At 72.9% G+C, this 24433-nt stretch carries 21 protein-coding genes; 13 read left to right on the forward strand and 8 right to left on the reverse strand.

All coding sequences use genetic code 11. The features are described from left to right. The 12 genes from AB0C36_RS07965 (at window position 1) to AB0C36_RS08020 (ending at window position 13792) form a co-directional block, all read left to right on the forward strand. Entirely contained in the window at window positions 1-939 is a 939-nt protein-coding gene (locus AB0C36_RS07965; protein ID WP_358350891.1) for an ABC transporter permease, read from the forward strand. Continuing rightward, on the forward strand, window positions 936-1865 hold the full coding sequence (locus tag AB0C36_RS07970) for an ABC transporter ATP-binding protein (protein WP_358350894.1): 930 nt from the start codon (window positions 936-938) through the stop codon (window positions 1863-1865). Before AB0C36_RS07965 ends, AB0C36_RS07970 begins: the two co-directional genes overlap by 4 nt. Then, on the forward strand, window positions 1862-2542 hold the full coding sequence (locus AB0C36_RS07975) for an ABC transporter ATP-binding protein (protein WP_358350897.1): 681 nt from the start codon (window positions 1862-1864) through the stop codon (window positions 2540-2542). Before AB0C36_RS07970 ends, AB0C36_RS07975 begins: the two co-directional genes overlap by 4 nt. A 350-nt stretch (window positions 2543-2892) precedes the next feature. Beyond that, the gene (locus AB0C36_RS07980; protein ID WP_358350899.1) at window positions 2893-4170 is read left to right on the forward strand and encodes an ATP-grasp domain-containing protein; all 1278 of its coding nucleotides are present in this window, start codon (window positions 2893-2895) and stop codon (window positions 4168-4170) included. Continuing rightward, window positions 4167-5093 (forward strand): Rossmann-like domain-containing protein, encoded by a 927-nt coding sequence (locus AB0C36_RS07985; RefSeq protein WP_358350901.1) that lies wholly within the window; start codon window positions 4167-4169, stop codon window positions 5091-5093. Before AB0C36_RS07980 ends, AB0C36_RS07985 begins: the two co-directional genes overlap by 4 nt. Continuing rightward, window positions 5090-6154, forward strand: coding sequence for a PLP-dependent cysteine synthase family protein (locus tag AB0C36_RS07990; RefSeq protein WP_358350904.1), 1065 nt, complete (start codon window positions 5090-5092; stop codon window positions 6152-6154). The genes AB0C36_RS07985 and AB0C36_RS07990 overlap by 4 nt, the downstream gene beginning before the upstream one ends. Further along, a complete protein-coding gene (locus tag AB0C36_RS07995) occupies window positions 6151-7284 on the forward strand; it encodes a dipeptide epimerase (protein ID WP_358350907.1) in 1134 nt (377 codons plus the stop codon). Before AB0C36_RS07990 ends, AB0C36_RS07995 begins: the two co-directional genes overlap by 4 nt. Continuing rightward, window positions 7281-8642, forward strand: coding sequence for an MFS transporter (locus AB0C36_RS08000; RefSeq protein ID WP_358350910.1), 1362 nt, complete (start codon window positions 7281-7283; stop codon window positions 8640-8642). The genes AB0C36_RS07995 and AB0C36_RS08000 overlap by 4 nt, the downstream gene beginning before the upstream one ends. Window positions 8643-8722: 80 nt before the next feature. Further along, on the forward strand, window positions 8723-10345 hold the full coding sequence (locus AB0C36_RS08005; protein WP_358350913.1) for an ABC transporter substrate-binding protein: 1623 nt from the start codon (window positions 8723-8725) through the stop codon (window positions 10343-10345). Further along, on the forward strand, window positions 10342-11292 hold the full coding sequence (locus AB0C36_RS08010; RefSeq protein ID WP_358350916.1) for an ABC transporter permease: 951 nt from the start codon (window positions 10342-10344) through the stop codon (window positions 11290-11292). Before AB0C36_RS08005 ends, AB0C36_RS08010 begins: the two co-directional genes overlap by 4 nt. Beyond that, on the forward strand, window positions 11289-12110 hold the full coding sequence (locus AB0C36_RS08015; RefSeq protein WP_358350919.1) for an ABC transporter permease: 822 nt from the start codon (window positions 11289-11291) through the stop codon (window positions 12108-12110). Before AB0C36_RS08010 ends, AB0C36_RS08015 begins: the two co-directional genes overlap by 4 nt. Further along, on the forward strand, window positions 12107-13792 hold the full coding sequence (locus tag AB0C36_RS08020) for an ABC transporter ATP-binding protein (RefSeq protein WP_358350921.1): 1686 nt from the start codon (window positions 12107-12109) through the stop codon (window positions 13790-13792). The genes AB0C36_RS08015 and AB0C36_RS08020 overlap by 4 nt, the downstream gene beginning before the upstream one ends. A 145-nt stretch (window positions 13793-13937) precedes the next feature. On the opposite strand, the gene AB0C36_RS08025 is transcribed toward AB0C36_RS08020, so the two are convergent. The 7 genes from AB0C36_RS08025 to AB0C36_RS08055 all read right to left on the reverse strand — a co-directional run bounded on the left by AB0C36_RS08025 (window position 13938) and on the right by AB0C36_RS08055 (window position 20364). Then, complete coding sequence (locus AB0C36_RS08025) at window positions 13938-14471, reverse strand: MarR family winged helix-turn-helix transcriptional regulator (protein ID WP_358350924.1); 534 nt, start codon at window positions 14469-14471, stop codon at window positions 13938-13940. 45 nt (window positions 14472-14516) lie between these two features. Then, on the reverse strand, window positions 14517-16028 hold the full coding sequence (locus AB0C36_RS08030) for an MFS transporter (RefSeq protein ID WP_358350927.1): 1512 nt from the start codon (window positions 16026-16028) through the stop codon (window positions 14517-14519). 373 nt (window positions 16029-16401) lie between these two features. Then, window positions 16402-16875: a YxiG-like protein gene (locus tag AB0C36_RS08035; protein WP_358350931.1), complete on the reverse strand. Its 474-nt coding sequence runs from the start codon at window positions 16873-16875 to the stop codon at window positions 16402-16404. A 341-nt stretch (window positions 16876-17216) separates the two neighbouring features. Continuing rightward, window positions 17217-17645 (reverse strand): hypothetical protein, encoded by a 429-nt coding sequence (locus tag AB0C36_RS08040; RefSeq protein WP_435839007.1) that lies wholly within the window; start codon window positions 17643-17645, stop codon window positions 17217-17219. Continuing rightward, a complete protein-coding gene (locus AB0C36_RS08045; RefSeq protein WP_358350934.1) occupies window positions 17633-18295 on the reverse strand; it encodes an RNA polymerase sigma factor in 663 nt (220 codons plus the stop codon). The genes AB0C36_RS08040 and AB0C36_RS08045 overlap by 13 nt, the downstream gene beginning before the upstream one ends. Window positions 18296-18646: 351 nt before the next feature. Then, a complete protein-coding gene (locus tag AB0C36_RS08050) occupies window positions 18647-19573 on the reverse strand; it encodes a DUF4328 domain-containing protein (RefSeq protein ID WP_358350937.1) in 927 nt (308 codons plus the stop codon). A 296-nt stretch (window positions 19574-19869) separates the two neighbouring features. After that, window positions 19870-20364, reverse strand: coding sequence for a hypothetical protein (locus AB0C36_RS08055; protein WP_358350940.1), 495 nt, complete (start codon window positions 20362-20364; stop codon window positions 19870-19872). Between the two features lie 361 nt (window positions 20365-20725). Here AB0C36_RS08055 and AB0C36_RS08060 point away from each other — a divergent pair, with 361 nt between their 5' ends. Next, complete coding sequence (locus tag AB0C36_RS08060; protein ID WP_358350943.1) at window positions 20726-23596, forward strand: RNA polymerase sigma factor; 2871 nt, start codon at window positions 20726-20728, stop codon at window positions 23594-23596. Between the two features lie 31 nt (window positions 23597-23627). Here AB0C36_RS08060 and AB0C36_RS08065 read toward each other — a convergent pair whose 3' ends face one another. Then, complete coding sequence (locus AB0C36_RS08065; protein ID WP_358350946.1) at window positions 23628-24353, reverse strand: hypothetical protein; 726 nt, start codon at window positions 24351-24353, stop codon at window positions 23628-23630. Window positions 24354-24433 lie beyond the last annotated feature (80 nt).

The following is a 24433-nucleotide window of genomic DNA, read 5'->3' on the forward strand; positions in this document are numbered from 1 at the left end:
GTGCCCAAAGCCGCCGCCCCGGACACGACGCCGCCGGCACCCGGTCGCGCGACCCCGGCACTCCGCCATACGGCGGCCTCGCTCCGGCGCGCCGCCGCCGCGCTCCGGCACGGCCCCCTCATGGCAAGTGCCCTCGGCCGCACCGGACTCGGTCTCGCGGGCCTCGCCCTGCTGTTCGCCGTCCTCGGCCCGGTCGTGGCGACCCATCAGCCGGACACCGTCGACCTGGGCGCGAAGTTGCATGCGCCGGACGGCGAACACTGGTTCGGCACCGACCAGTTCGGCCGCGACCAGTTCGCCCGGCTGACGGCCGGGGCCCGCAGGTCGCTGCTGGCCGCCTTCACCGTGCTGGCCGGTTCGTGCACGGTGAGCCTGGTCGTCGGCGTGGTGGCAGGCCTCGCACGGGGGTTCGCCGACGCCGTCCTCATGCGCGTCGTCGACATCGTCCTGGCGATCCCGTCCCTGGTGCTCGCGCTCGCGGTGGTCGGCGTGCTGGGCCCCGGATTCGGCAATCTCCTTCTCGCCCTGGTCATCTCGTCCTGGGCGGCCAACGCCCGCATCGTCCGCGCCTTCACCCTCGCCGTACGCGACCGCCCGTACATCGCGGCGGCGCGCCTCGGCGGGGCCGGACCCGCGCGGATTGCCGTCGGTCACGTGCTGCCGGCCGTCGTCCCCCGGCTCCTCGTCGTGGCGACCCTCCAACTGGGCGGCACCATCGTGTCGTTGGCGGGCCTGTCGTTCCTCGGCCTGGGGGCGCAGCCGCCCACCGCGGAGCTCGGCGCGATGCTGGGCGACGCCCGGGCGTTCGTCACCGTCGCGCCCTGGCTGCTCGCCGCCCCGACCACCGTGGTCCTGGTGGTCACCGCGGCGGCCACCCTGGTCGGCGACGCGGTCCGGGACGCCACCCATCACTCCGCGGTCGAGGAGGTGCACCCGTGAGCGGCCCGAGGGCCGGAACCGCCGAACTCGACGTGGGCGGACTGCGTGTGACGTACCGGAACGGCGCCGCCGCCGTGCGCGGCGTCGACTTGGCCGTCGGCGCCGGCGAAGTCCTGGGGCTGGTCGGCGAAAGCGGCAGCGGCAAGTCGACCGTGGCCCGCGCCGTGCTCGGACTCCTGCCACGCGGAGCGGCGGTCACCGGAAACATCCGCGTGGGCGGACGGGAACTCGTCGGCGCGGACCCCCGCGCGTGGCGGGCCGTCCGCGGGGATGTGATCGGGTACGTCGGGCAGGACCCGTTCGCGGCCTTCGATCCGCGCCTGAAGGTGGGCGCGTCGATCGCCGAGGCATGGCGCGCGAAGGGGCGTACGCCGCCCGCTGGTGCGATCCCGGAGCGCCTCGCCGCCCTCGGTGTCCCCGACGCGGACGCCGCCGCCCGCCGCCGGCCGCACACCTGGTCCGGCGGCATGCTCCAACGGGCTGCCATCGCCGCCGCGACGGCCTTGGCGCCGACCCTGGTGGTCGCGGACGAACCGACGTCCGCACTCGACGCGGGCCTCGCCGACGCCACCCTGGCGCACCTGCGCGCCACCGGCGCCGCAGTCCTGCTCATCACCCATGACCTGCGTCTCGCGGCGCGCCACACCGACCGCGTAGCGGTGATGTACGCCGGACGGATCGTCGAGACCGGTGACTCCGGCGAGGCGTTGTCCAGGCCGAGACACCCGTACACGCAAGCCCTGTTGGCCGCTCTCCCCCGCCCCGGACATCCGCTGCCCGAGCCGCTTCCCGGCGAACCCCCGTCTCCGCGGCGAGGCGCCGACGCGGGTTGCCCGTTCGCCCCGCGCTGCCGCCGCGTCCGGGCGGAGTGCTCGGACGACGTCCCGGCACCGATCGACGGGGTGGCCTGCGTGGCGGCGCGATGACGGACCCGAGCACCGAGCCCGTCGTCGTCGCACGGGACTTGTGGCGCACGCACGGGCGCGGCCCACGGGCGCACGATGTCCTGCGCGGCACGGAACTCACCGCGCTGCCAGGGGAGATCATCGGCATTGTGGGCCGGTCAGGCTGCGGCAAGAGCACCCTGCTGCGCATCCTCGCCGGCCTGGAGCGGCCCGACCGGGGAAGCGTCTTCTGGAACCCCGGCACGCGCGCCGGGCGGCCCGCGCCGGGAAGCGTCGCCGCGGTCTTCCAGGACGCGGCCGGCAGCCTCGATCCGAACTGGAGTATCGCGCGCAGCGTCGCGGAGCCGTTGGCCCGGCGTCTGACGCGGCAGGCGCGGCGCGCAGCGGTGCTGGAAGCGCTGCGGTCGGTGGGACTCGGCGATCTCGACCCGTCCCTGCGCCCCGCTCGCCTGTCCGGCGGCCAGTGCCAACGGGTGGCATTGGCAAGGGCGTTCGCGGCCCGACCGGGACTGCTGCTCGCCGACGAGCCGACGTCCGCCCTCGACGCCTCGGCCGCCGCCGCAATCCTCCGGCTGTTGCGCAGAGCCGCCGACTCCGGAACCGCCGTCGTCCTGGTCACCCACGACCGGGACGCGGCCGCCGCACTGACCACGCGCCTTCTGGGCATGTCCGACGGGGTCCTGACCCACATCGGCTGAGCCGGGCCGGACCATCCCAGCGGGCGCACCGGGCGGGGTCGATGCAACTTGGCACGCCCATACCCTCCGACGTCGCGCCTCAGCCATCGACCCAGGCACCCGCAACGATCCCGAGCGCGGCCACGACCGGCCCGCCGGCGGCCGACCTGCCACGACACCACCGCTCCGGCGCAGCCGCTCCCCCGCGCCCTCACTCGTGCCGCCCGATCATCCCGATGCGCCACCCACCGCGGCGCTGAAACGTCGGCGGCCCCGCGTTTCACCGATCCGACTGGACGCGGCCCCGCGGGATGGGCTAGAAATCTCTCTGAAAACGATAATGGTTTTCATTCTCTTTTAGGAGGGGCGGGATGGGACATCTCCTCGTGGTGGAGAGCTGGGTGGGGGCCATGAGCACGCTGCTGCCCAGGGCAATCCGTGAAGCCGGGCACACCTTCACATTCGCGACCCGCGACCTGGGGCACTACCTCCAGGGCGAGCCGGGCGCCGGAGGCGTGCACCCGCTGCTGTCCGGCGGCAACGTGGTGACCACCGAAACCAACGACCTGGCGCAACTGCTTGAGACCGTCGAACGGCTGCACGGGGCAATGGAGTTCGACGGGGTCCTGTCCTCGTGCGACTACTACCTGCCTGCCACTGCTGCCGTCGCGGCGCGGCTGGGCCTGCCGGGGGCCTCGGTCCAGGCGGTGGAGCGCGCGTGCCGGAAGGACCGTACGCGAGCGGCAATGGACGACGCCGGGCTGCCCGGGCCCCGGTACGCCGTCACCGAGGGCTGGCGCGAGACGGCCGCCGCGGCTCGTGGGCTGGGGTACCCGCTCGTGGTCAAGCCGGTCGACCTGTGCGCCGGGATGTTCGTACGCGAGGTTGCCGACGAGAGTCAACTGCTGCACTCCTGGCGGTCCCTGGCCGACTTCCCGGTCAACGCCCGCCACCAGGAGCGGGTTCCGCTGCTACTGCTCGAGGAGGTGCTGGACGGCCCCGAGGTCAGCGTGGAGACCGTCACCTGGCAGGGCCACACCCATGTGGTCGGCATCACCGACAAGTCGCTCGCGGCGGCACCGTGGTTCGTGGAGTCGGGCCACATGTTCCCCGCGGATCTCGGCGCCGCGGATCGCTCGGCGACCGCGGACGCCGCGATTGCGGCCCTGGCCGCCGTCGGTTACGAACACGGCGTCGCGCACACCGAGTTCAGGCTCACCGCGGCCGGCCCCCGGCTCGTCGAGATCAACCCCCGGCCGGCCGGGAACCGCATCACCGAGCTGGTGCGCCGCGTCACCGGCGTCGACCTGCCGATGGCCGCCGCCCGGCTGGCGCTGGGCGAGAAGCCCGAGCTGGCGCCCGCGGACACCGGGGTACGCAGTGCCGCCGTTTCCTTCCTGCTGCCCGAACTCCCCGGAACCCTGGCCGCATCGCCCGCCGCCCCCGATCCGTGCGACGCTCCCGACGTCGTGGAGTGGCAGGTCAAGCCCGCCGGGACGCGGGTCGGCGACGGCCGCAGCAACAACCACTACCTGGGCCACGTCATGGTGCTCGACCGCGACGGCGCCGGGGCACGCACGCGAGCCGAAGAGCTCCTCCGAGGCGTCTCCGTCGAGATCATCCCCGATCCGGAACCGGCCGCGGCATGACCCGGCGAAGTCTCGGCGTCGGTCCGGTCGTCCGCACCGGCTCCTCGCCCGAGCCCGAAGTCCCGCCGACCGTCGACGCCTTGCTGCATGCCGCCGTATCAGGCCTGCTCGGACCCGACCCCGGGCAATTGCGCGTAGGCACCTGCTTCGTCACGCGACAGGGCGTACGCCATCACGGCCGCCTGAGCGGCTACCGCAACGACGTGGTGAGCCTGCGGGTCGGGGCGGCCGTGGGTTCGTGCGCCCTCGAGCCCGGCGAGGTCCCGGACGACACCGTCCTCGGATGCGCGGGACAGGACGTCGCGGCGTTGCTCGCGCATCCGGCGCGCGCCATCCACGTGGCGACGCTGGACGCCTACCTGATGCACCTGCGGCCGCATGCCGGGCACGCCGACGACACGGTCCGGATCCCGTCCGGCGACTCGCTCGACAAGTCGCGGACGCGGGCGTCCGCAGTCGTCGACCTGCTCCCGGCCACGCCCCCCGCCCGGGTGCTCGTGGTCGGCGTCGTCAACTCACTGCTCGCCGAGCTGCGCGAACGCGGCTTCCGGTACGTCCCGTGCGACCTGCGCTCCGGAGCCACCGAATGGGGCGAGGCACACGAGCGCGACGCCACCGGCCACCTCGACGCCTGCGACGCGCTCCTGGCGTCCGGAATGACGCTCGGCAACGGCACCTTCGAACCTCTCGCCGCGCACGCCCGCGCGACCGGCAAGCCGTTTGTGCTGTTCGCCCAGACCGCGAGCGCGGTCGCGCCGTTCTTCCTCGGGCACGGCGTCACCGCGGTCTCCGCCGAGCCCTACCCGTTCTTCTGGCTCGACGGCGGACCGACCGCCATCCATCGGTACCGCACTCCAGTGCGCCCGCGCGGCGCACGGCCGGCCCCGCAAACGACTCCCATCGTCCGTGAGGAGACCTGGTGAACGCGGCTCTGCTCGCCCTGGTCGGGAACACCCCGCTGACCCGCATCACGGCTCCGCTGCCGCTCCCGCACGCCGGGTTCTGGGCGAAGCTGGAGGGCCTCCAGGCAGGCGGCATGAAGGCCCGCGCCGCCGTCTCGATGCTGCGCGCCGCCCGGGCCCGCGGCGAACTGCGCCCAGGGGACACCGTCGTCGAGTCCACGAGCGGCACCCTCGGCATCGGCCTGGCGTTCGCCGGGCAGGCCCTCGGCCACCCCGTCGTCCTGGTGGTGGACGCCGAACTGGAGCCTGAGATGCGGGCGATGCTCACCGCGTACGGCGCACGGCTTGAGGTCGTCACGCGCCCGCACGCTGTGGGCGGCTGGCAGCAGGCCCGGCTCGACCGGCTCGGCAACCTCCTGCGCGACATCCCCGGCGCATTCTGGCCCGACCAGTACGGCAACCCCGACAATCCGGCCGGGTACGCGGGCCTCGCCCGGGAACTGGTCGCCGCCCTCGACGGCCTCGACGTGCTGGTCTGCAGCGTCGGTACCGGCGGCCACAGTTCCGGCGTGGTCCACGAACTCCGCTGCCATTGGCCGGACTTGCGGTTGATCGGCGTCGACACCGTCAACTCAGCCATCTTCGGCCGCCGTCCGGGGACCCGGCTCATGCGTGGCCTGGGCAGCGGCATCCACCCGCGGAACGTGGCGTACCGGCAGTTCGACGAAGTGCACTGGATCGGCCCCGCCGAGGCCGCCGACACCTGCCGCCGCCTCGCCGCCCACGCATTCGTGACCGGCGGCTGGAGCACCGGCGCGGTGGCCCGCGTCGCGGCGTGGGTGGCCAGGACCGAGGCCGGCGCACGCGTGGCAGCGGTGTTCCCGGACGGCCCGCACCGGTACGCGCACTCCATCTACGACGACGCGTACTGCCGCCACCACGGACTCTTCGGGTCGACCGCGCAGCACCCCGTCGAGATCGCCTCGCCGCGGGCCGCCGCAAGCGCCACGTGGGCGCGCTGCGGCGCCGTCACCGATCCGCTCGACCCGGCACCCGCGGTGCACCACGGAGCTCCGGCATGAAACTGACCTGGACCAGCGCGCCCCTGCCGATGCGTGAGCCGTTCCGTATATCCCGCTCGGTGACCACCACACGCGACGCGTTCACCGTGACCCTGCACCACACCCCACGGTCCGCCGAGCGGGCGGCGGCCCGCCGCCCGGACTCCGATCCGGACGACGCGGTCGGGGACCACGGCGCGGACGGATCCGGACACGGGGAAGTCGTGACCAGCGCGCGCCAGGGGCTCGGGCCGGCGCGCATCGACGCCCTGTTGCGCCGCGTCGCGCGCTGGGCCGACGCCCGGCCCGACCTCGCGACGCTGCTCGCCCGGCTGCCGGAACTGGCCGACGGCCCCGGCGCACCGCTCGCGGACGCGCCGGGCGTACTCGCAGCCGTCGACGCCGCGGCACACGACCTGCGGGGGCGCGACACGGGACAACCCGTCCACGCGCTGCTCGGGGAACCGGCCTTTCGGCCGACCCCGACCGCGTACACCATCGGCATCACCTCCCCCGCCGCGGCCGCCACCCGGGCCCGCCGACTTGCCGAGCGCGGTTTCACGGTGCTCAAGGTCAAGGCCGGGTCGCCGGATCCGGCCGACGACCTCGCCCGTCTCGCCGCGGTCCACCGGGCGGCACCGGGAGCACGCGTCCTGCTCGACCCGAACGGCGCATGGTCGCCCGACCAGGCCGTCCGACTGCTCGACCGAATGGCGGAGTTCGCGGTCGAGGCGGTCGAACAGCCCGTCGCGCCGGGGACACTCGACCGGTTGGCCTGGGTCGCGGCCCGCAGCCCGGTCCCGGTCGTCGCGGACGAGGACGCGCGTACAGCCGCCGACATCCCGCGCCTCGCCGGGGTCGTCCACGGCGTCAACCTCAAGCTGGCCGAGTGCGGAGGCATCGCGGCCGCGGTCCGCTGCGCCGAACTGGCCGCCGCGCACGGCCTGGACGTGATGTTCGGCTGCTTGGCCGCCAGTTCGCTCGGCCTCGCCCCCGCCGTGCACCTGGCCGACCGCGCCCGGTGGATCGACCTCGACGGGCACCTGCTGATCGCACGCGACCCCTGGACCGGGATCGGCGGCGAGGACGGCGTCCTGCGGCTCTCCGGCGCACCGGGCCTCGGTGTGCGGCGCCGCGCGGAGGCGCCGTGACGACCCGACGGCTCTACCGTTCCTTCCCTCTGCCGGTTCGGCTCCTGCTCGTCAACCAGTTCGGTGTCAACACCGGGTTCTACCTGCTGGTCCCGTTCCTCGCCGGCTACCTCGCCGACGATGTGGGCATGTCGGCCGCCCTGATCGGCGTGGTCCTAGGCGTACGCAACCTCAGCCAACAAGGCATGTTCCTCCTCGGCGGCAGCGCCTCGGACCGGCTCGGCGCGCGCGGTGTCATCATCGCCGGGTGCGGCCTGCGCACGGTCGGGTTCGGGCTGTTCGCGGTGGACGACTCCCTGGCGATCCTGCTGACCGCGTCGGTTCTGTCCGGGCTCGCGGGGGCGCTGTTCAATCCCGCGGTGCGCGCGTACCTCGCGGACTCCGTCGAACCGGACCGCCGGGCGGAGGCGTTCGCCTTGTTCAACGTGTTCGCGAACGCCGGTGCGCTGGCCGGGCCGCTGCTCGGGGCCGCCATGCTCGCCTGGCACTTCCGCGCAGGCGCGGTGGTGGCCGCGGCGGTGTTCGCGGTGCTGACCGTCGCCCAGGCGTGCGTGCTGCCGGCGCGGCCGGTGTCCCGCAGCGGACGCACGGTGACCGCCGACTGGCGACTGTGCCTGGGCGACCGGCGGTTCCTCGCCTTCACGTTCGCCTTGTCCGGGCTCTATGCGCTGCAGAATCAGCTCTACCTCGTACTGCCCATGGAAGCCGAACGCGCCACCGGGCACGGCGGTGCAACCGCGGTCCTGTTCCTCGTCTCGACCGGAGCCACGCTTGCCTGGCAGGTAAGGGTGACCCGGCGCGCGTCCCACGTCCGGCGCGGTCGGGCCATCGCATGCGGAGTCTCCTTGATGGGCGCCGCGTTCCTGGTCCCCCTCGCCGCGCTGCCGCTGACCTCGGGGCCGTCCGGTGGCGGGGGCGGCCTGATCGTCGCGCGCATGCTGCCGGTCTGCGCCGCGGCGTTGCTCCTGGCCTTGGGGGTGATGGTCGCCCAGCCGTTCGTGATGGAGCTGATCCCGGCGTACGCCAGAAGCGACCTGTCGGGCACCTACTTCGGCGTCTTCTACACCGTGTCGGGCGTCATCGCCGCGCTCGGCAGTGCCGCGGTCGGGCAGGCCGCCGACCTGGGCGGCGGCACCGGCGGCTGGACGCCGTGGGCCGTGTGCGCGGCCCTCGGCTTCGGATCGGCGGCGGCCGTGCTGCGGCTCGACCGCAGAGGCGCTCTGGCACGCGAAGACCCCAGGGCGGACGACGACACCGCGGTCAGGCACGACGCCGCGGACGGCGGACCGGACGACGGACCGGACGACGACGCCAAGCCCTCGCAACCCGGTGACCAGGGGCGTCCCTCCCGGCACTGAACCCTTCCCCCGGCCCCGGCATGACCGGCTGCCGGAGGGACGGCTCGACTCTCCCGACCTGTTCCCGCGAAAGGTGCTCCATGCGTTCCCATGCACGCTTCCCCGACCGTTCCCCGCTTGCCTCGATCGGCCACCGCCCGCTCGAAGCGTTCCGTCCCGCCCTCTCCCGCAGGCGCTTCCTGGGTGGCTCGCTGGCGGTCGCGGCCGCCGGAGCCGCGCTCGCCGGCTGCGCCGCGGACCGGTCGGCTTCCCCCGCGGGTGCGAACTCCCGTCCCCGGCCCGGTGGTCGCCTGCGCGCGGTGTTCGCGGGAGGCGGGGCGCAGGAGACCTTGGATCCGCACCTGGCGAACCTGTTCGTCGAAGCGGCCCGCGCCAAGGCGATGTTCGACAAGCTCGCGGACCACGGCCCCGACCTGTCGGTCGTCCCGCGTCTCGCGGAGCGCTGGGAATCGGACGCCTCGCTGACCAAGTGGCGCGTGACGGTGCGCCCGGCCGTCTACCACGACGGGCGTACCGTGCGCGCGGCCGACGTGCTGTACAGCTACGGCCGCATCCTAGACCCCAGGCGGAGCTTTCGCGCCAAGCCCAACCTGGGCGTCATCGATCTGGCCGCATCGCGGGCAGTGGACGATCGCACCGTGGAGTTCACGTTGAAGCGACCGTTCGCGGAGTTCCCGAACGTGCTGGCCGCCTTCGGCGCGTACATCGTCCCCGAGGGCGCGGATACGTTCGAACGGCCTGTCGGATCCGGTCCGTTCGTGTACTCGTCCGTCGAGCCGGGACGCTCGCTGCTGCTGCGCCGCCATGCCGACCACTGGGACGGCGCGGCGTACCTCGACGAACTCGAGTTCGTCGTCGCGAACGAGGAATCGGCACGTGTCAACGCCCTGGTCGGCGGCCAGGTGCACTATGCCCACGAACTCAGCCCCACTTCGGCGCGCATACACCGCGACAGCGACCGCATCTCGGTCCTCCGCCTGGCCAACAGCGCCATGCAGGCCTTCGCGATGAAGGTCGACCGCCCGCCCTTCGACAACCGCGACCTGCGCGAGGCGATGTTCCTGCTGGCCGACCGGCCGTCCCTGGTCGAGACCGTGCTCGCGGGCACCGGACAAGTGGGCAACGACCTCTTCGGCCGCGGATACCGCTACTACGCCGACGAGATACCGCAGCGGGTCCGCGACCTCGACCGGGCCAAGTGGCTCGTGGAACGATCCGGCGCGGCGGGCTCGACCATCCGGCTCGACACGTCGGAGGCGGCCACCGGGTTCCTCGAGGCCGCTAGTGTCTTCGCCGCGCAGGCGCGTGAGGCCGGGCTCCGCCTGGAGCCGGCGGTCGGCAACAAGGACACGTACTGGAAGGACACCAAGGACGCCGGCGTTCTGTCCTGCTTCCGTTCCGGTGCCATGCCCATCGAGACGCACATCGCGCAGCGGCTGCTCACCGGATCGACCACGAACGTCACCAAGTGGGCGAGGCGGGACTTCGACGCGCTTTACGACACGGCGGTGAGCACCGCCGACGAGGCGGTCAGGCGCCGGACGTACCTGGACATGCAGCGCCTGCTGCACACCGAAGGCGGTTATCTGGTCTGGGGGTTCGCCGACTGGCTCGTGGGCACCGCCAAGAATCTCGCAGGCGTCGCCAACGCACCCGCGAACACGTTGGACTGGGCGCGCTTCGACAAGGTGTGGCTGGCGTGAGCCCCGCGCGGTACGCGCTGCGCCGCCTGGTGCTCGGACTGCTGCAGGTCCTGACCGCGGCAAGCGCGGTGTACGCCCTCACCGAGGCACTGCCGGGCGATGCCGCGGTGGTACGCGCCGGCGACAACCCCGACCCCGCACGCATCGCCGCACTGCGCGATGAACTCGGTTTGAACGTATCGGCCTTCGACAGGTTCACCGGGTGGCTCGCGGGCATCGCGCACGGCGACCTCGGCACCTCGCTGGCGTCCGGCCGGCCGGTTGCGCAGGAGCTGGCACGCGGGCTCGCACCGACAGCGCTGCTCGCCTTCGGCACGCTGGCACTGGTCGTACCGGTCGCGGTGCTGTTGGGCGCAGCCGCCGCGGCACGCGAACGCGGGCTGCTGGACCGAGGGCTCACCGTGGTCGGTGTGGCGCTCTACTCCGTACCGGAGTTCGCGTTGGCCGTGGTACTGGTGGCGGTGTTCGCACTGCACCTGGGTTGGCTGCCCGCCACCGCGGTCGGCGCGGGCGCCGACCTCACAGCCGAACCGGCGGTCCTCGTCCTGCCGTTCGTCGTGCTGGCGATCCGCCCGGTGTGCTCGCTGGCCCGGTTGGTACGCGTCGGGCTGCTGGACGCCTACTCGTCGGAGCACGTCAGGCACGCCCGGCGTCTGGGCCTGTCGTCGCGCCGCGTGCTGTGGCGGCACGCGCTGCCCGGGGCGCTGGCCCCGGCCGCGCAGCACCTGGCCCGGACCGCGGACTGGCTGCTGGGTGGCGTGGTCGTGGTCGAGGCGGTGTTCGTGGTCCCGGGCCTGGGCACGGCGTTGGTCGATGCCGTCGCGGCCCGTGACGTCGCGGTGGTGCAGGGCCTGGCAGTGGTTTTCGCGGCCACGACGGTCGCCGTCAACCTGTTGGCCGACCTCGCGGCCTTCCGTCTCGCGCCGCGAGCCGGGGTCGCGACGTGACCGGCGCACCCGAGCATCCTCGACGCCGCCGTGCCTTCGTCCTGTGCGCTGTGGTCCTCCTCGGACTCCCCCTCATCTGTGCCCTCTTGGGACCGTGGCTCGCCGACCCGGCCGACCCGCGCTCGGGCGCCTACGCTCCGCCGAGTTCGGATGCGTTGCTGGGCACCGACTTCGTCGGGCGCGATGTGGTGGACCAAGTCCTCCTGGGCGGGCGCACCGTGGTGCTGGTGGGCGGCGGCGCGGCGGTCGCCGCGTACATCGTGGGGGTTCCCTGGGGGATGTGTGCGGCTGCCGCGCGGCGGCGGTGGGTGGACGAGGTCCTCATGCGGCCGCTCGACATCCTGCTGTCCGTGCCGTCGCTGCTGACCCTGCTGCTGATCGCGGGCCTGAGCCGGCCCGGCCCCTTGGTGCTCGGCGGGGTGGTCTCTCTGATCATGCTGCCGGAGGTGGCCCGGATCAGCCGGGCGGCGGCGTTGGCGGCGGCGTCCGGCCCTGCCATGGAGGCCATGTTGCTGACCGGCGAGTCGTGGTGGCGTCGCAACTTCCGCTACCTCGGTGGCACGGTGCTCCCGACGCTGGCGACCGACTTCGGCATGCGCATCGTGGGCGCCCTGTACCTGGTCGCGTCCGCGGCCTTCCTCGGCGTCGGTGTGGCACCGGACGCGGCCGACTGGGCCGTGATGGTGGACCGCAACCGGCCGGGACTGTTCCTGCAACCGTGGGCCGTCCTGGTCCCGGCGCTGCTGGTCACCGCAATGTCCGTCGGGCTCAATCTGCTGTTCGACCAGGCCCTCCACCGTCGCCGGGAGACCACGTGACGTCAAAATTGGTCCCCGTCGTATCCGTCGTCGATCTGCGTGTCGGCGTCGCGGACCGACTCCTGGTGGACGGCCTCTCCTTCGACCTGCACCGCGGTCGCGTCCTGGCGCTGGTCGGGCCGTCGGGCAGCGGCAAGACCACCGGGGCGGCGGCGATCCTCGGCGAGTTCCCGGCGCGAAGCGTGGTGGGTGGAACGGTGACCGTGGACGGGAAGGCGGTGTCCGCCCGGGAGCCTGTCCCGCCGGGCCCGGTCGCCTACGTTCCGCAGCACCCGGCGGGCGCGCTGGCGCCCGCACTGCGCATCGGACCGGTACTGCGCGAGATCGCCCGCCGCCATCTCCCGGCCGCCGAACTTGGCCGCCGGGAAAGGCGCGTGCTCGTGCGTGCGGCGGTCGCCTCGGCATTGCGTCAGGTGGGTCTGCCCGACGACGGGTCCCTGCACCGGCGGTTCCCGCACCAGCTCTCCGGGGGGCAGCAGCAGCGGATCGTGATCGCCCACGCCCTGCTGGCCCGTGCGCGCGTGGTCGTCGCGGACGAGCCCACCACCGGGCTGGACGCCGTCCTGCGCCGCGAAGTCGCCGACCGTATCCGGGTGTTGGCCGACGACGGGATGGCGGTGTTGCTGCTGAGCCACGATCTCGACGTGGTCCGCCGCGTCGCCGACGACGTACTCGTGCTGGACCGGGGTCGGCAGGTCGAGTATGGGACCGCCGAGGCGGTCCTCGGCCGCCCGTCCGCGCCCCTGACCCGGGCACTCGTCGCGGCGGACTGCGGACGCGCCGCGCGCCCGGCCGAGGCCGTGACAGTCCGAGCAGCCGATGCCGCCACCCCGCGGGCAGCAGCCGATGCCGTCGCCGCCCAGGCAACGGAAGGGCCGTACGGCGGCCTTCCGGACTCCTCGAGCCGGTCCGTCGACGGGCTCGTGGTCTCCGAGTTGTCCGCCTGGTACGGCGGTCGCCGACGCGCGGACGCGCTCAGCGACGTCTCACTGCGACTGACCCGCGGCACCTCGCTGGCCGTGGTCGGGCGGTCGGGCAGCGGCAAGACCACGCTGGCGCGCTGCCTGGTGGGTCTGCACCGGGACCAGCGCGGATCGGTATGCCTGGACGGACAACCGCTGACCGCCTCGGCCGCGGACCGGAGCCGCGGCGAACTCGCCCGCGTGCAATACGTGTTCCAGGACGCCCGGGCCTCGCTGGACCCCCGCCGCAGCGTGCTCGACCAGGTGGCCCGGCCAGCCGTACGCCTGCGCGACGCCGATCCGCGTGCCGCCGAGGACCGCGCAGTGCGGATCCTCGCGGCCATGGGTGTCGACGAGGCCATCGCACGACGCCGCCCGCGGGCACTCTCCGGCGGCGAACTGCGCCGGGCTGCGCTCGCCCGCGCACTCGCGGCCGATCCCGACGTCCTGGTCTGCGACGAGATCACCGCGGGCCTGGACCCCTTGGCCCGGGACGCCGTACTCGACCTGCTCGACACCCAACTCCGCGTCCGGGGCCTCGCTTTGCTGGTCATCACCCATGAACGCGCGGTCGCCGCCCGGCTCGCCGACCGCATCGCGGTCATGGATTCCGGGCGCATCGTCGACGAGGGGCCGGCCGCCGAACTCCTCGACCGCCCGACTCACCCGCTGACGGCGGCACTGCTGTCGGCCGACCTCGCGGCGGCCCCGGCGCCTTGACGTGTTCTCCGACGGGCGGCGCGACGTACGGCGGTCTCCGGGGCACCGGGGCTCCGGGGCACCGGGGCTCCGGGGCACCGGGGCACCGGGGCGACCCCCTTCGGTGTGCGCCCAGCGTCGGCGCGCAGGCCGGGGCGGCGCGCTCCTACAACTCGTCCGGCGGCTCTCCCGCACCGGCGATCAGCCGGGCCACGATGCGGTCCAATGCGGCCAGGTCTTCCGGCGGCAGCGCGGCCAGGATCGGAGGCGGCGTGTCGAGGATGGCATCGGCCATCTGCGCGGCCGCAACTCCCGCCTCGGTCGCCGTCACCACACGCTGGCGCCGGTCGGTCGGGTGCACACTGCGCTCGATCAGCCCGCGGCGCTCCAAGTCGTCCACCACAAGGGTGGTGTACGGCTTGTCGGTGGCCAGCTTCTCCGCGAGTTCACGCATCGTCAGCGGCCCCTTGGCAAGTCGCCGCAGCGCCTTGCCGCGGACGAAGCTCATGCCCAGCGCCTCGGACACCGCCTTGCGCTTGTCGAAGCGGTTGAGCACCAGCTCGCGCATGCCCTGCCACGCACGCGCCGCGGCCTCGGCCGCCTCGGCGGCCGCGTCGTCGGCGCCGCCGGGTGCCGCGGCTTCCGGCGGCAGGGCCCGCGCGCGCCGGGATTCTGCGGGGTCGACGGTGGAGGCGTTCATCGGGGTTCCCGTGCTCTCGGCTCTGGTGACCATCGGACGGTCGGTTCAACGGGCGGACGCGCGGTCCGCGGACGGCAGTTCACCGGGGCGGCGACCACCCGCCGCGGACTCCGCACCCGTTTCGGACGGGAACGCGGCCGCGGTCCGGGCCGCGCTCGCGCGGGCTCGCGGGCCGGTCGTGATGATACCGAGCAGGAGCACGGCCACCCCGCAGCCGGTCACGATCCACCAGCCCGTGTGGGTGGCCGCCGCCAGGCCGTTCCCGACACCGCCGCCCGCCGCACTCGATGCCGCGAGCGTCGAACCGATCACCGCCACGCCGAGCGCCTGGCCGACCTGACGGCTGGTCGAGGCGACCGCGGAGGCCACCCCGGCCTGCGCACGCGGCATGCCGGACACCGCGGTGTTGGTGATCGGCGCGTTCACCATGCCGAAGCCGAGTCCGAACACGGCGTACGAGGTGATCAGCAGCGCGGTCGGCGTGTCGTCGCCGAGGCCGGTCAGCAGCAGTCCGCTGACCGCCATCCCGACGCCTGCCACCAGAAGTGGCGGCCGCGGTCCCACCGCCGCGACCAGCCGCCCCGACAGCGGCGAGCACACCATCGTCGCGACCGCCATGGGCAGCGTGTGCAGCCCTGCCTCGAACGGCGAGTAGCCGCGTACCTCTTGCAGGTAGAGCGTGTTGAGGAAGAGGAAGCCGGACATCGCCGCGAAGGCGCACACCGCCGTCACGGTCGCGCCGCTGAACGGGACGCTGCGGAAGAAGCGCGGGTCCAGGAGCGGTTCGGTACGGCGTCCCGAATGGATCACCAGGGCGGCCAGGCTCGCGGCGGACAGCGCGAACAGCCCGACGATCCACGGGCTCGCCCACCCGTGGCCCGGGCCCTCGATGATCCCGGAGGTGAGCGCGACCAGGAACACGACGACCAGCACCTGGCCGAGCGGGTCGGAGCGGCGCGCGTGCGGCGCCTTGGACTCCGGGACGTACCGCGACGTCAGGTACAACGCCGCCGCGGCCACCGGCAGGTTGATCCAGAACACCGAGCGCCAGCCCAGGCCCTCGACGAGGGCACCGCCGAGCACCGGCCCCAGAGCCATGCTGATGCCGACCACCGCTCCCCACAGGCCGATCGCACGGGCGCGCTCGCGCGGGTCGGTGAACGTGTTGGTGATGATCGACATCGCGACCGGGTTGAGCATCGAACCGCCGATCGCCTGGACGACGCGGAACGCCACGAGCCACCCGAGCCCAGGAGCCAGGCCGCAGGCGAGGGAGCCGATCGCGAAGACGATCAGACCCGTGCGGAACACCCGCCGCCGGCCGATCCGGTCCGCGGTGGAACCGGCCGGCATCAGCAGCCCGGCGAGGACGAGTGTGTACGCGTCCGTGGCCCATTGCAGGCCGGAGACCGAGGCGCCCAGATCGCGGCCGATGGACGGGAGCGCGACGTTCAGGATCGTGTTGTCGAGGCCGACGATGAACAGGCTCATGCAGCACGTCGCGAGGATGACCGCCTTGCGGCGGCCGTCGAGCTCGTCGGGTACTCCCTTGGACACGCGCGCCCCAATCGTTGTAGATCTATAACTGTTATATACATACAACGATTCGCGAGGCAAGCCTCGTCCGCCCGTCGGGATCAGGGTCGAAGCATCCGGCACGGAGGCGACGGGCCGCCGGCGGCGGGCCGCCTACGAACAGCCCCGGCTTCGCGGATCCGCCCGCACCCGCCGGATGCCCCGCCTGCCGAAATGCAAATGCGCCGCCCGCAACGGTCTGGCGCGTGCCCCGACTCGGTCACGTGGGCCTTTCCCGGCTTGCCGGGCAGCGGCCGCTCTCCCGGCCTCTGGTACGCGCCTCCCGGCCACGCCGTGCGCGGGCGCCCGGGCCGCGGCCCGCGTACAGTCCCCGCGGCAGAGCGGCGGACCGGTGTCAGTCGGTGACGAACGGCGCGTATCCCACAGGCACTTGATTCACCTGAAGGTCGGAGAAGACCAGGTTCAGGTTGTGCGCATTGGTCTCGATGCGGACCTCGTGAAACTCGATCCCGAGGGCCTTCGACCAGCGCCGGGTCGCCGCCGACCCGGGGAGGAGCCGGGCTCCGGGATACAGGCAGTGCCACTTCACACCCCAGACGTACCCGTCGAGGTCGGCGCCGGTTTCGTGGACGATGAGCCGGTCGTCCAAGGAGACCTTCCACGTCTCCGGCTGCACCGAAGTCTCGCACCGCGCCTCGACGCAGTACCGGAAGAGGTACCGCAGGTAGGCCGGCGCGACGCCGCTACGGGGATCTGCCGTCATGTAGACGATGACCTCGTAGTCGCGCATGTAGTCGGTGTATCCGTGGTGCACGACAGCGTGGTCGAAGATCTCGTCCAGCAGTTGTTCGAGTGCATCGGTGTCCATACCGCCGTTGATACCGCACTCCGCCCTCCGCACTCCGCCCTGCGGAGTGCCGGTCCGAGGCGGCCGGCCGCGCCACGGGCATCGACCGGTCCGCACCGGCCCTACGGCATCGCAGTCAGGGCTGCGGGACGTGCCGGACAGGTGGCCGTCGCCGCCGGCCGCCTGCCCGGACATCTACTTGCGGGGCACACCGTCAGGCCGTGGCGAGTGTCGCACCCGAGGACCGCGGAGCCGCACTGTTCCTGCCGACGAGACAACTCGGCGGCCGGGCGGGCGGCATGGCGGACGGACAGCACCCCGAGGGCATCGCCCAAGACCCCCAGGACGTCCTGCCGCGATTCTCACCTCCCTGGGCGAACATGTGTCCCCGGACGCGATGACCGCGGCCCTGGGTCCTCGGCCTCCTGCCGCGGCTTGCCGAGGGTGCACACCCCGTCGTCGCACCGACGTTCCACGCGACCGCGGGAGATGGTCTGCGCCAACCCGATCAGCCAGCACGTGGGGCAGCCGCGAAACGCCACCAGTGCCGACGGCGCCGCGAGCAGGGCGACCGGGCCCACGACGGGAACCAGGGCGATCGCGCCGACGATCAGCCCGACCCCGATGACGCCGCGGGCCAGATGGCGCGGAACGGAGCGGCTGGCGAAGTTCGTCGCCGGTGCCGCGGGGCGTACGGCGGCCGCCAGGGCCACCGCTCCCGGCGCGGACCGTACGGCGTGCGCGGTGCCGTCCGCGTGCGCGGTGTCATCCCCGGCGTTCACGATTTCCACGGTCCCGGCTCCTTTCCGATCCGTCGCCCGACGACCGCGGCCGGCACCTCGTCCACCGCACCGGCTCCACCCGCTCCAACTGCTCCATCAGCTCTATCTGCCGGGTCGCCCGCCGCCAGGGCCTGGCGCAGGGCCACGCGTGCTCTGTGCAGCCGCGACTTCATCGCCGCGTTGCTCAGACCGAGCGAACGGGCGACCGTCCTGCCCGGCAGGCCCTGCACGTCGCGCATGATCAGCACCTGCCGCTGGTCGCGCGGAAGAGCGCTCACCGCGGCCGCGATCAGCTCCGCTTCCAACGAGCGCAGCACCGCGTCTTCGGCGGACGGTTCCGCGTACGTGTCCGTCTCGGCCGGCGCCTGGTCGCTGCGCGAGACGAGCGTGCGTACATGCCGGAGGCACTCGTTGCGCACGATTCGGAACATCCACGACGCGAGCGCGCCGCTGGCCCGCAAGGTGCCGATCTTCCGGTAGAGGATGATCAGCGCCTCCTGCGCCGCGTCCTCCGCGTCCTGCGGCGAGGCGCACAGCGACATCGCAAACCTGCGCACATGGGGCTGCGATTCCATGACGACCGCGGTCAGCGACGTGATGTCACCGTCCTGGGCGGCTTTGATCAGCCGCTCGTCCGGCCAGGAAGGGCGTGGGTTCATGTGCCTACTCATATCGGAACGCCTCCCGCGCGGGTCCCGCACAGGACCTGGTCAGCTGCGGCTCTTGTAGCGCCGCGTCAGGTGCCAACTGCATGCACCCACCAGTAGAGCCCCGATCACAATCAGGCCGACAACCATGGATGTTCCCTCCCACTTCCCCCGGCCCGTTCGGCCGGTACACGAACAAGAGGCGGCAGGGAGCGAAAAGGATTCCGCACGGGCCCAAGTTTTCCGGGAGCCGTGGAACAGGACCGAGGCCGGGAGGGTCGAACCCGGTAGGGACCGATCCGGCGTAGGCCGCCCAGGGGTTCGCCGGGGCGGCCTACGCGGTGCTGCGGGAGCGGTTGTGGATCAGGCGCCGCGGGCGGCCTGGGCGGCGCTGATGCGCCGGACGACCATGATCGCGAGCACGCCGGCCACGACGAGCAGGCCGTACCCGGCGGCCAGAAGCCAGTCGGCCGTCTGCCACGCGTCGAGGTCCTCGGCCTTGGTCAGCTTGGGCATGCCGTCCTCGTTGCCGTCGTCGCCGCGGGTGAACGTACCGGCGAAGAACAGCACCTCGGAGACCACGAAGACGAGCCACCACGCGAGGATCAGGGTCTTGCCCGACCGCTGCTCGGCCGGTGAACCGGTCGGCTCGGAGCCGCGCCAGACGTCGTCGACGACGAGCTTGGGCAGCACGAGGTTCGCGAGCGGGACGAACCATCCGCCGATCGCCCACCCGGCACCGAGCTTGCCGTGCGGCGGCGGCCCGAACAGTTCGATGTTCTTGCGCGCGCGGTGCAGCCAGATCATGAACACGATGCCGGCCGCCAGGAAGACCAGCATGCTGATGCCGGTCGCGCTCACGAACGCGTCGGCGTCGTCAGCGTCCTCCTTGGACTTGAGTTCGCCGTCCAGGACGTCGCCGACCAGCATGGCGCGCTGGACGTACGCGAACACCGACAACACGGCGCCGGCGATCGTGACGCCGATGAGGACGTTGAGCGCGGTGACCATCGAGCTGACCCGGCGGATCTGGCCCTGGCCCGGACCCTGCATGCCCCAGTCTCCGGGCGGCGGAGGTGCGGCCGGGTAGGGCTGGCCGTACTGCTGCCCCGGGTAGGGCTGTTGGCCCTGGTACTGCTGCCCCGAATACGGCTCGCCGCCCTGCTGCCGGCCCCCGTAGGGCTGCTGACCGGGCGGGTACCCCTGCGGGGACCCCGCCGGGTTCTGCTGACCTGCCCCCGGACACCCGACGGCATGGGTTCCCTCGCCGCCGCAGTACGGACATGCCATGAGTACTTCCCCTCGAAGTCGGCCGATCGGACGGTACGGAGCTCTTGCCGCGGGCGGGTCGTGACGACGCGGTCCGCGAGCCACAGCCCCCGTTGCGGACCACGCAGCAGTACTACCCGGGAAGTCGGGGCCAAACGACACGCCGAGACCGCTACTTCACCAGCCCTCGCATCGGCCGCACGCGCCGCCGCTGTCGCCCGGACGCCCGGCACTGCGGCCGGCTGACCGAGGAAGCACACCCTGGGCCGACTCTCACCCGTCGCCTTGACGGCCGCGAGTTTCGACACTCTGCCGGGTCAGCAGTCGTGGAAGGCGCGGGCGTCCGCGTTCAGACCCGAGCAGAACTGGTCGATGTCGCTGGAGACTTCCTGGCGCGCGTACAACAGCGCGGCCACCACGACCGCAAACCCGACGATCGCAACCAGCACCCGGCCGTACGACGCGGCCGACGCGTGCTGCGCACGGTCCGGACGGCGCGGCGTGAAGACAAGAGGCACGCCCTCGCCGTAGTCGTACCGGCCGTCGACGGTGCAGTGGTAGCGGTTGCCCGCCCGGTCCGCGTAGCTGACGTCGGTCACATCGACGTAGTAGGTCTCCCAGCGGTTGCGCCCGTTCGAGTCGGTCACGGTCCGCGTGCGCGCTTCCCGCCGGGTCGCAACGGCGATGCCGGTCGTACGCACGCCCGCGCTGCGCAGGCGCGCCACCCGCAGCGCGGTCAGAACGATCACGATGGGGCCGATGATCCAGGCGGCTTGAAGGGCGAGGGTCAGCTTGTCCACGTGTTCTTGCATGAGCCGAATTCCTTTGCGGGGACGGCGGCGTCCGGACCGGTCCGACTGTCGGCCGGGCCGCATGCCGTACGGAGGCCGCGGAGAGCGGCCGGTTCACCGGGGACGTGGCACGGGATCGCCGCATCTCTCGGGTTCCGCGGAAACTTTTCGTGGAACTTTTCGCCCAGCTCTCTCGGCGGAACTTTTGGGGTAGTTCGAGGACTTTTACGGCTCGCCGCTTGCCGCTGCCGACGCCCGCGTTTCGGATCGGCCTGCCAACCGGTCGGCGGTCTCGGATAATTGCTCCACCCGAGTTGGAGAGAACGGGCTCCCTCGCACCACGTCTCCGGTGACTCACCACGTCGCCTTCGAGGAGGGTGTGATGACACAACCCCACCCGGACGACCGCCCCGGCGGGATGGCGTCCGAACACGCGCGGCTCGCCCCGGACTTGGCCGCGGACACGACGGCCGACGCGTCGGACGAGACCGTCGGCACGGGCGCGGGAACAGCCGCGGACGTATCCGCGGACCTGACCGCGGAAGCAACCTCCGACGTGTCCTCGGACGACCAGTGGCAGCGCCTGCGCGCCGGGGACGAGGCGGCCCGCATCGCGCTCTACGAGAAGCACCATGAGGGGCTGCGGCGCTGGTTCCGGGCAAAGCTGCCGTCCGGCGTCGACGCCGACGACTGCGTGAGCGAGGTCTTCGTCCGCGCACTCGACGGCATCGCCAGGAACGCCGACATCAGGGACGGCGTCGACCAATGGTTGTGGGGCATCGCCCGCTACGTCCTGATCGAGCAGTTCAAGGCGAAGAAGCGGCGCACCGACGCGGAGTTCGAGGACGGCGACCCCGCTTCCGAGGACTCTCCCGCGCGCACCGTGGGCGTCGCCGCCGGACCCGCGGAGCCGGGCCTGGTGTACGGCAAACAGCAGGCGTTCGACGCGCTCTTCGACGCGGCGGCCTCCCTGTCCCGTGCCCAACGCACCGTCGTCAGCGCCTACTTGGACCGGAGCCTCGCCGAGATGCGCGAGTTCAAGGGTGCCGAACTGGCGGCGTACCTGGACTGGCCGGACAAGAAGGTGCACACCGAGCTGAGCCGCGGGATGTCAAAGGTCTTCGAGCAGATCGGGCTCCTGGCCGCCGCGCGGGCGATGCGCTCGTGCCCCGGCTACCGCGAACTCACGGAGCCGCAGGGTCCGTTGCACTCCCTGTTCGCCGACGACCGCACCGGGCCCAGGTTGGTGCCGACTCGCAAGGAGTACGCGGCGCTCAAGAAGCACGCGCCGGTGTGCTCACACTGCTCGACCGTGATGCGCGACGCCGTGTGCGAGAAGCAGTGGGCCCTCGGACCGGGCATCGCTCTCGTCGCCGCCCAGCAGAACGCGGACGACGACGAACGCCGCCGGACAGTCCTGGCCTGGTGGACGGGTCGCGGCCCCGCCGCCCCGGCACGTACGCTCCCTCCTCCCCCGGCGGCCGGGGCGGCCGTCGAGGGCGCCGTCGCCGACGTCGGGACGGTGTTGGGCGGCGCGGGCTCGACCGGCGCCGGACCGTTCGCCGCGGTCGGCCGGGTGGTCCGGACGGCGTCGCAGAGCGTGGCGCGCCCGGTCGCGTCCGCCGCGCGGACGACGAGCGACGCGATGCTGCGGCAGGCCTTGCGCGTACCCGGGGTCAATTCCGCGGTGAACGCGACGACCCGCGTCGCGGCCGAGAACCCCTTGGCGGTGCGCGTCGGCGGCGCGTTGGTGGCGTTGGGGACGGCTGCCGCGGTGACCTTGGCGGCGGTCGCGCCCGGCGACGCGTCGCAGGCGGCGAGCGGGTCCGGCCGTCCGGAGGCAGGAGTCTCGGCGCCCCCCGACGGCGGTACGGGCGAGGGAAGTTCTCCCCCCGGAACCGAAAGCCCGGCGCCGACCGGGAGTGCTCCGACGCAGTCGGGACCGCCGGGCGCCCTGCCTCCGCCCGGGGGCGGATCCCCCCCTGGGCCTTCGGGGACCGAAACGGGCACGCCCGCCGCGACGAACCCCGACGGCACCCTCCGGACCGAGAACCCGGCGACCTCCCCAACCGGCCGGGGATCCAGTGGTGTTGGTGGCGACGGCGGCACCGGCAGCCAGGGCAACGGAGACGGGAACGGCGGCGGCAACGGAACCGGCGGCAGCGGCGGCAGCGGCAACCCTGTGGTCGATCCCCCGCCTCCTCCCCCGCTCACCATTCGCGCGACCTGGGGCTTCTGGCAGCTCCGCTACCCGGACGACCCCGTCGGGACCACACGAGACCTTGGCCCCTCCCCCCAGCATCCGGGCAACGCGGAGAGCAACTGGACGTACGGTTCCTGGCGGCTCGGCGCGCAATCGGGCCGGAAGGCGCAGGTCACGCACGTCGCGACAGGCAGGCACGTCATCACCCTGCCGGATACGGGTGCGCCCGGCGGCGTCGCCCACGCCGCCGTCAACGTCTTCTCCGACACCGGAGCGTCCTGCCAGACCGTGTCATGGTGGCAGCAAGGGGTCGACGAGGCCGTCGAGGTGGCGTGCTTCGACCGCTTCGGCGCGCCGGCGGACGTACCGTTCACCGGGATGTTCCTCGGCGGCACCCAGAACGGTCCGAACACGCTCGGGGTTTCGCGCGGGTACGTCCACGCGTCCGACGCGGCGGCCGGCCGCCAGGAGCCCGCACCGGCGTCCCGGCAGAACACCGGGGCCGTGACCCGGACCGGAACGGGCAGCTACACCATGGCTGTTCCGCCCGGCACGTCGACGGCGCAGGTGACTCCGGTCGGTAACGCGGCACGGCACTGCGCGGTCACCGGCCTGGGCGGCGGCACCGCGTCGATCGCGTGCACGACGTACGCGGGCGCCCCGGCCGACACCGGCTTCGCGCTGAGCCACACCGGCGGCCAGAGCCTGCTCGACGACCGGCGCGTACCGCACGGCGTCGGCCTCGTCGTCGCCGACTCCCCGGCCGCCGCCGCGCCCACGGTCACCGCACCGTGGATGTCCCGGCCGGGCAACGCGTCCGTCACACGGACCGGGACCGGCCGGTACACCGTCCGCTTCGACGTCGGCTACCTCTCCAGCTACACGCACGTCACCGCGACCGGCGGCGGCTACTGCTCGTCCGTGATCCGCAACGACTACGCCGCCAAGAACGACGTCACCCTGACCGTCGCCTGCTTCACGGCGTCCGGCGCCCCGGCGAACTCCGGTTTCCAGGTGACCTACATGACCGCGTCGCCGCAGTATCCATAGGCCCCGGGCGCATCAACGGCAGGTACGCGGCTCAGTGGCCGACGGCGGGCTCGAAACAACCGGTCTCCGCGAACCCGCCGTTGACCTTCACCGTGAAGTTCGCCTGCTGCACCCAGGCCGTGACACACGCGTCTCCACCGACGCGAAGCGCGATCCTGGCTCCCTCGGGGGTCACGTAGTGGTCCACCTCGTGGCGGGGCGCCATCGGCTGCACGGAAAGCGTGCCGCCGAGCGGCTCACCCATGGGGCCGGTCCGCTCCTCCTCGTACCCAAGGCGGAGCAGCGCCTCGCGTACGGTCCGGGGATCCCAGGTACGCGCTGTCCACAACTGCCTGAGCACCGGCTCGATACGCGCTGCCTCACGCTGCGCAGCGGCCTCATCGGCGGCCGACATCTCGCCCGGTCGGCGGTAGTCGTTGTTGGCGCCGTTGTGCGGGGCTCCGTCGACGATCCCCGGCTCGACGTACGCGGGCGGCCCCAGCGGGGAGGCGGCGGTCTCGGTCGCACCCGCGCTCTCGCTCTCGTTCGCGGCGGCACTCGGCGCAACGCTCCGTGCCGTGCTCGGAGCAGTGGTGCTCGGGCCGGTTGCGTCCGGGCCGGTTGCGTTCGGGGCGGTGCTCCGGGCGGCGGCGCTCGGCGCGCTGACCGCCGCGTCCGTGCCCCGCTGCTCACCACAGCCGGTCAGCAGAAGCGCGGCGCCGAGAAGGCCGGTGGCCGCGGCGACATGTCCGCGCCGCCCCGGCGCCAAGATCCCCATGGGTGCAACCATCCCATGGCCGCCCGACAGCAGGATCGGCACCCGCCGCACATCCGTGACGGCGCCGCGTTCCGCAACAC

This window comes from Streptodolium elevatio (assembly GCF_040649515.1).
Lineage (GTDB): Bacteria > Actinomycetota > Actinomycetes > Streptomycetales > Streptomycetaceae > Yinghuangia > Yinghuangia elevatio.

Coding starts and splice junctions, on each gene's coding strand:
- AB0C36_RS07975 (WP_358350897.1), top strand. CDS start 1,862: ATGACGGACCCGAGCACCGAGCCCGTCGTCGTCGCACGGGACTTGTGG.
- AB0C36_RS07980 (WP_358350899.1), top strand. CDS start 2,893: ATGGGACATCTCCTCGTGGTGGAGAGCTGGGTGGGGGCCATGAGCACG.
- AB0C36_RS07985 (WP_358350901.1), top strand. CDS start 4,167: ATGACCCGGCGAAGTCTCGGCGTCGGTCCGGTCGTCCGCACCGGCTCC.
- AB0C36_RS07995 (WP_358350907.1), top strand. CDS start 6,151: ATGAAACTGACCTGGACCAGCGCGCCCCTGCCGATGCGTGAGCCGTTC.
- AB0C36_RS08005 (WP_358350913.1), top strand. CDS start 8,723: ATGCGTTCCCATGCACGCTTCCCCGACCGTTCCCCGCTTGCCTCGATC.
- AB0C36_RS08025 (WP_358350924.1), bottom strand. CDS start 14,471: ATGAACGCCTCCACCGTCGACCCCGCAGAATCCCGGCGCGCGCGGGCC.
- AB0C36_RS08035 (WP_358350931.1), bottom strand. CDS start 16,875: ATGGACACCGATGCACTCGAACAACTGCTGGACGAGATCTTCGACCAC.
- AB0C36_RS08045 (WP_358350934.1), bottom strand. CDS start 18,295: ATGAACCCACGCCCTTCCTGGCCGGACGAGCGGCTGATCAAAGCCGCC.
- AB0C36_RS08050 (WP_358350937.1), bottom strand. CDS start 19,573: ATGGCATGTCCGTACTGCGGCGGCGAGGGAACCCATGCCGTCGGGTGT.
- AB0C36_RS08055 (WP_358350940.1), bottom strand. CDS start 20,364: ATGCAAGAACACGTGGACAAGCTGACCCTCGCCCTTCAAGCCGCCTGG.
- AB0C36_RS08060 (WP_358350943.1), top strand. CDS start 20,726: ATGACACAACCCCACCCGGACGACCGCCCCGGCGGGATGGCGTCCGAA.
- AB0C36_RS08065 (WP_358350946.1), bottom strand. CDS start 24,353: ATGGGGATCTTGGCGCCGGGGCGGCGCGGACATGTCGCCGCGGCCACC.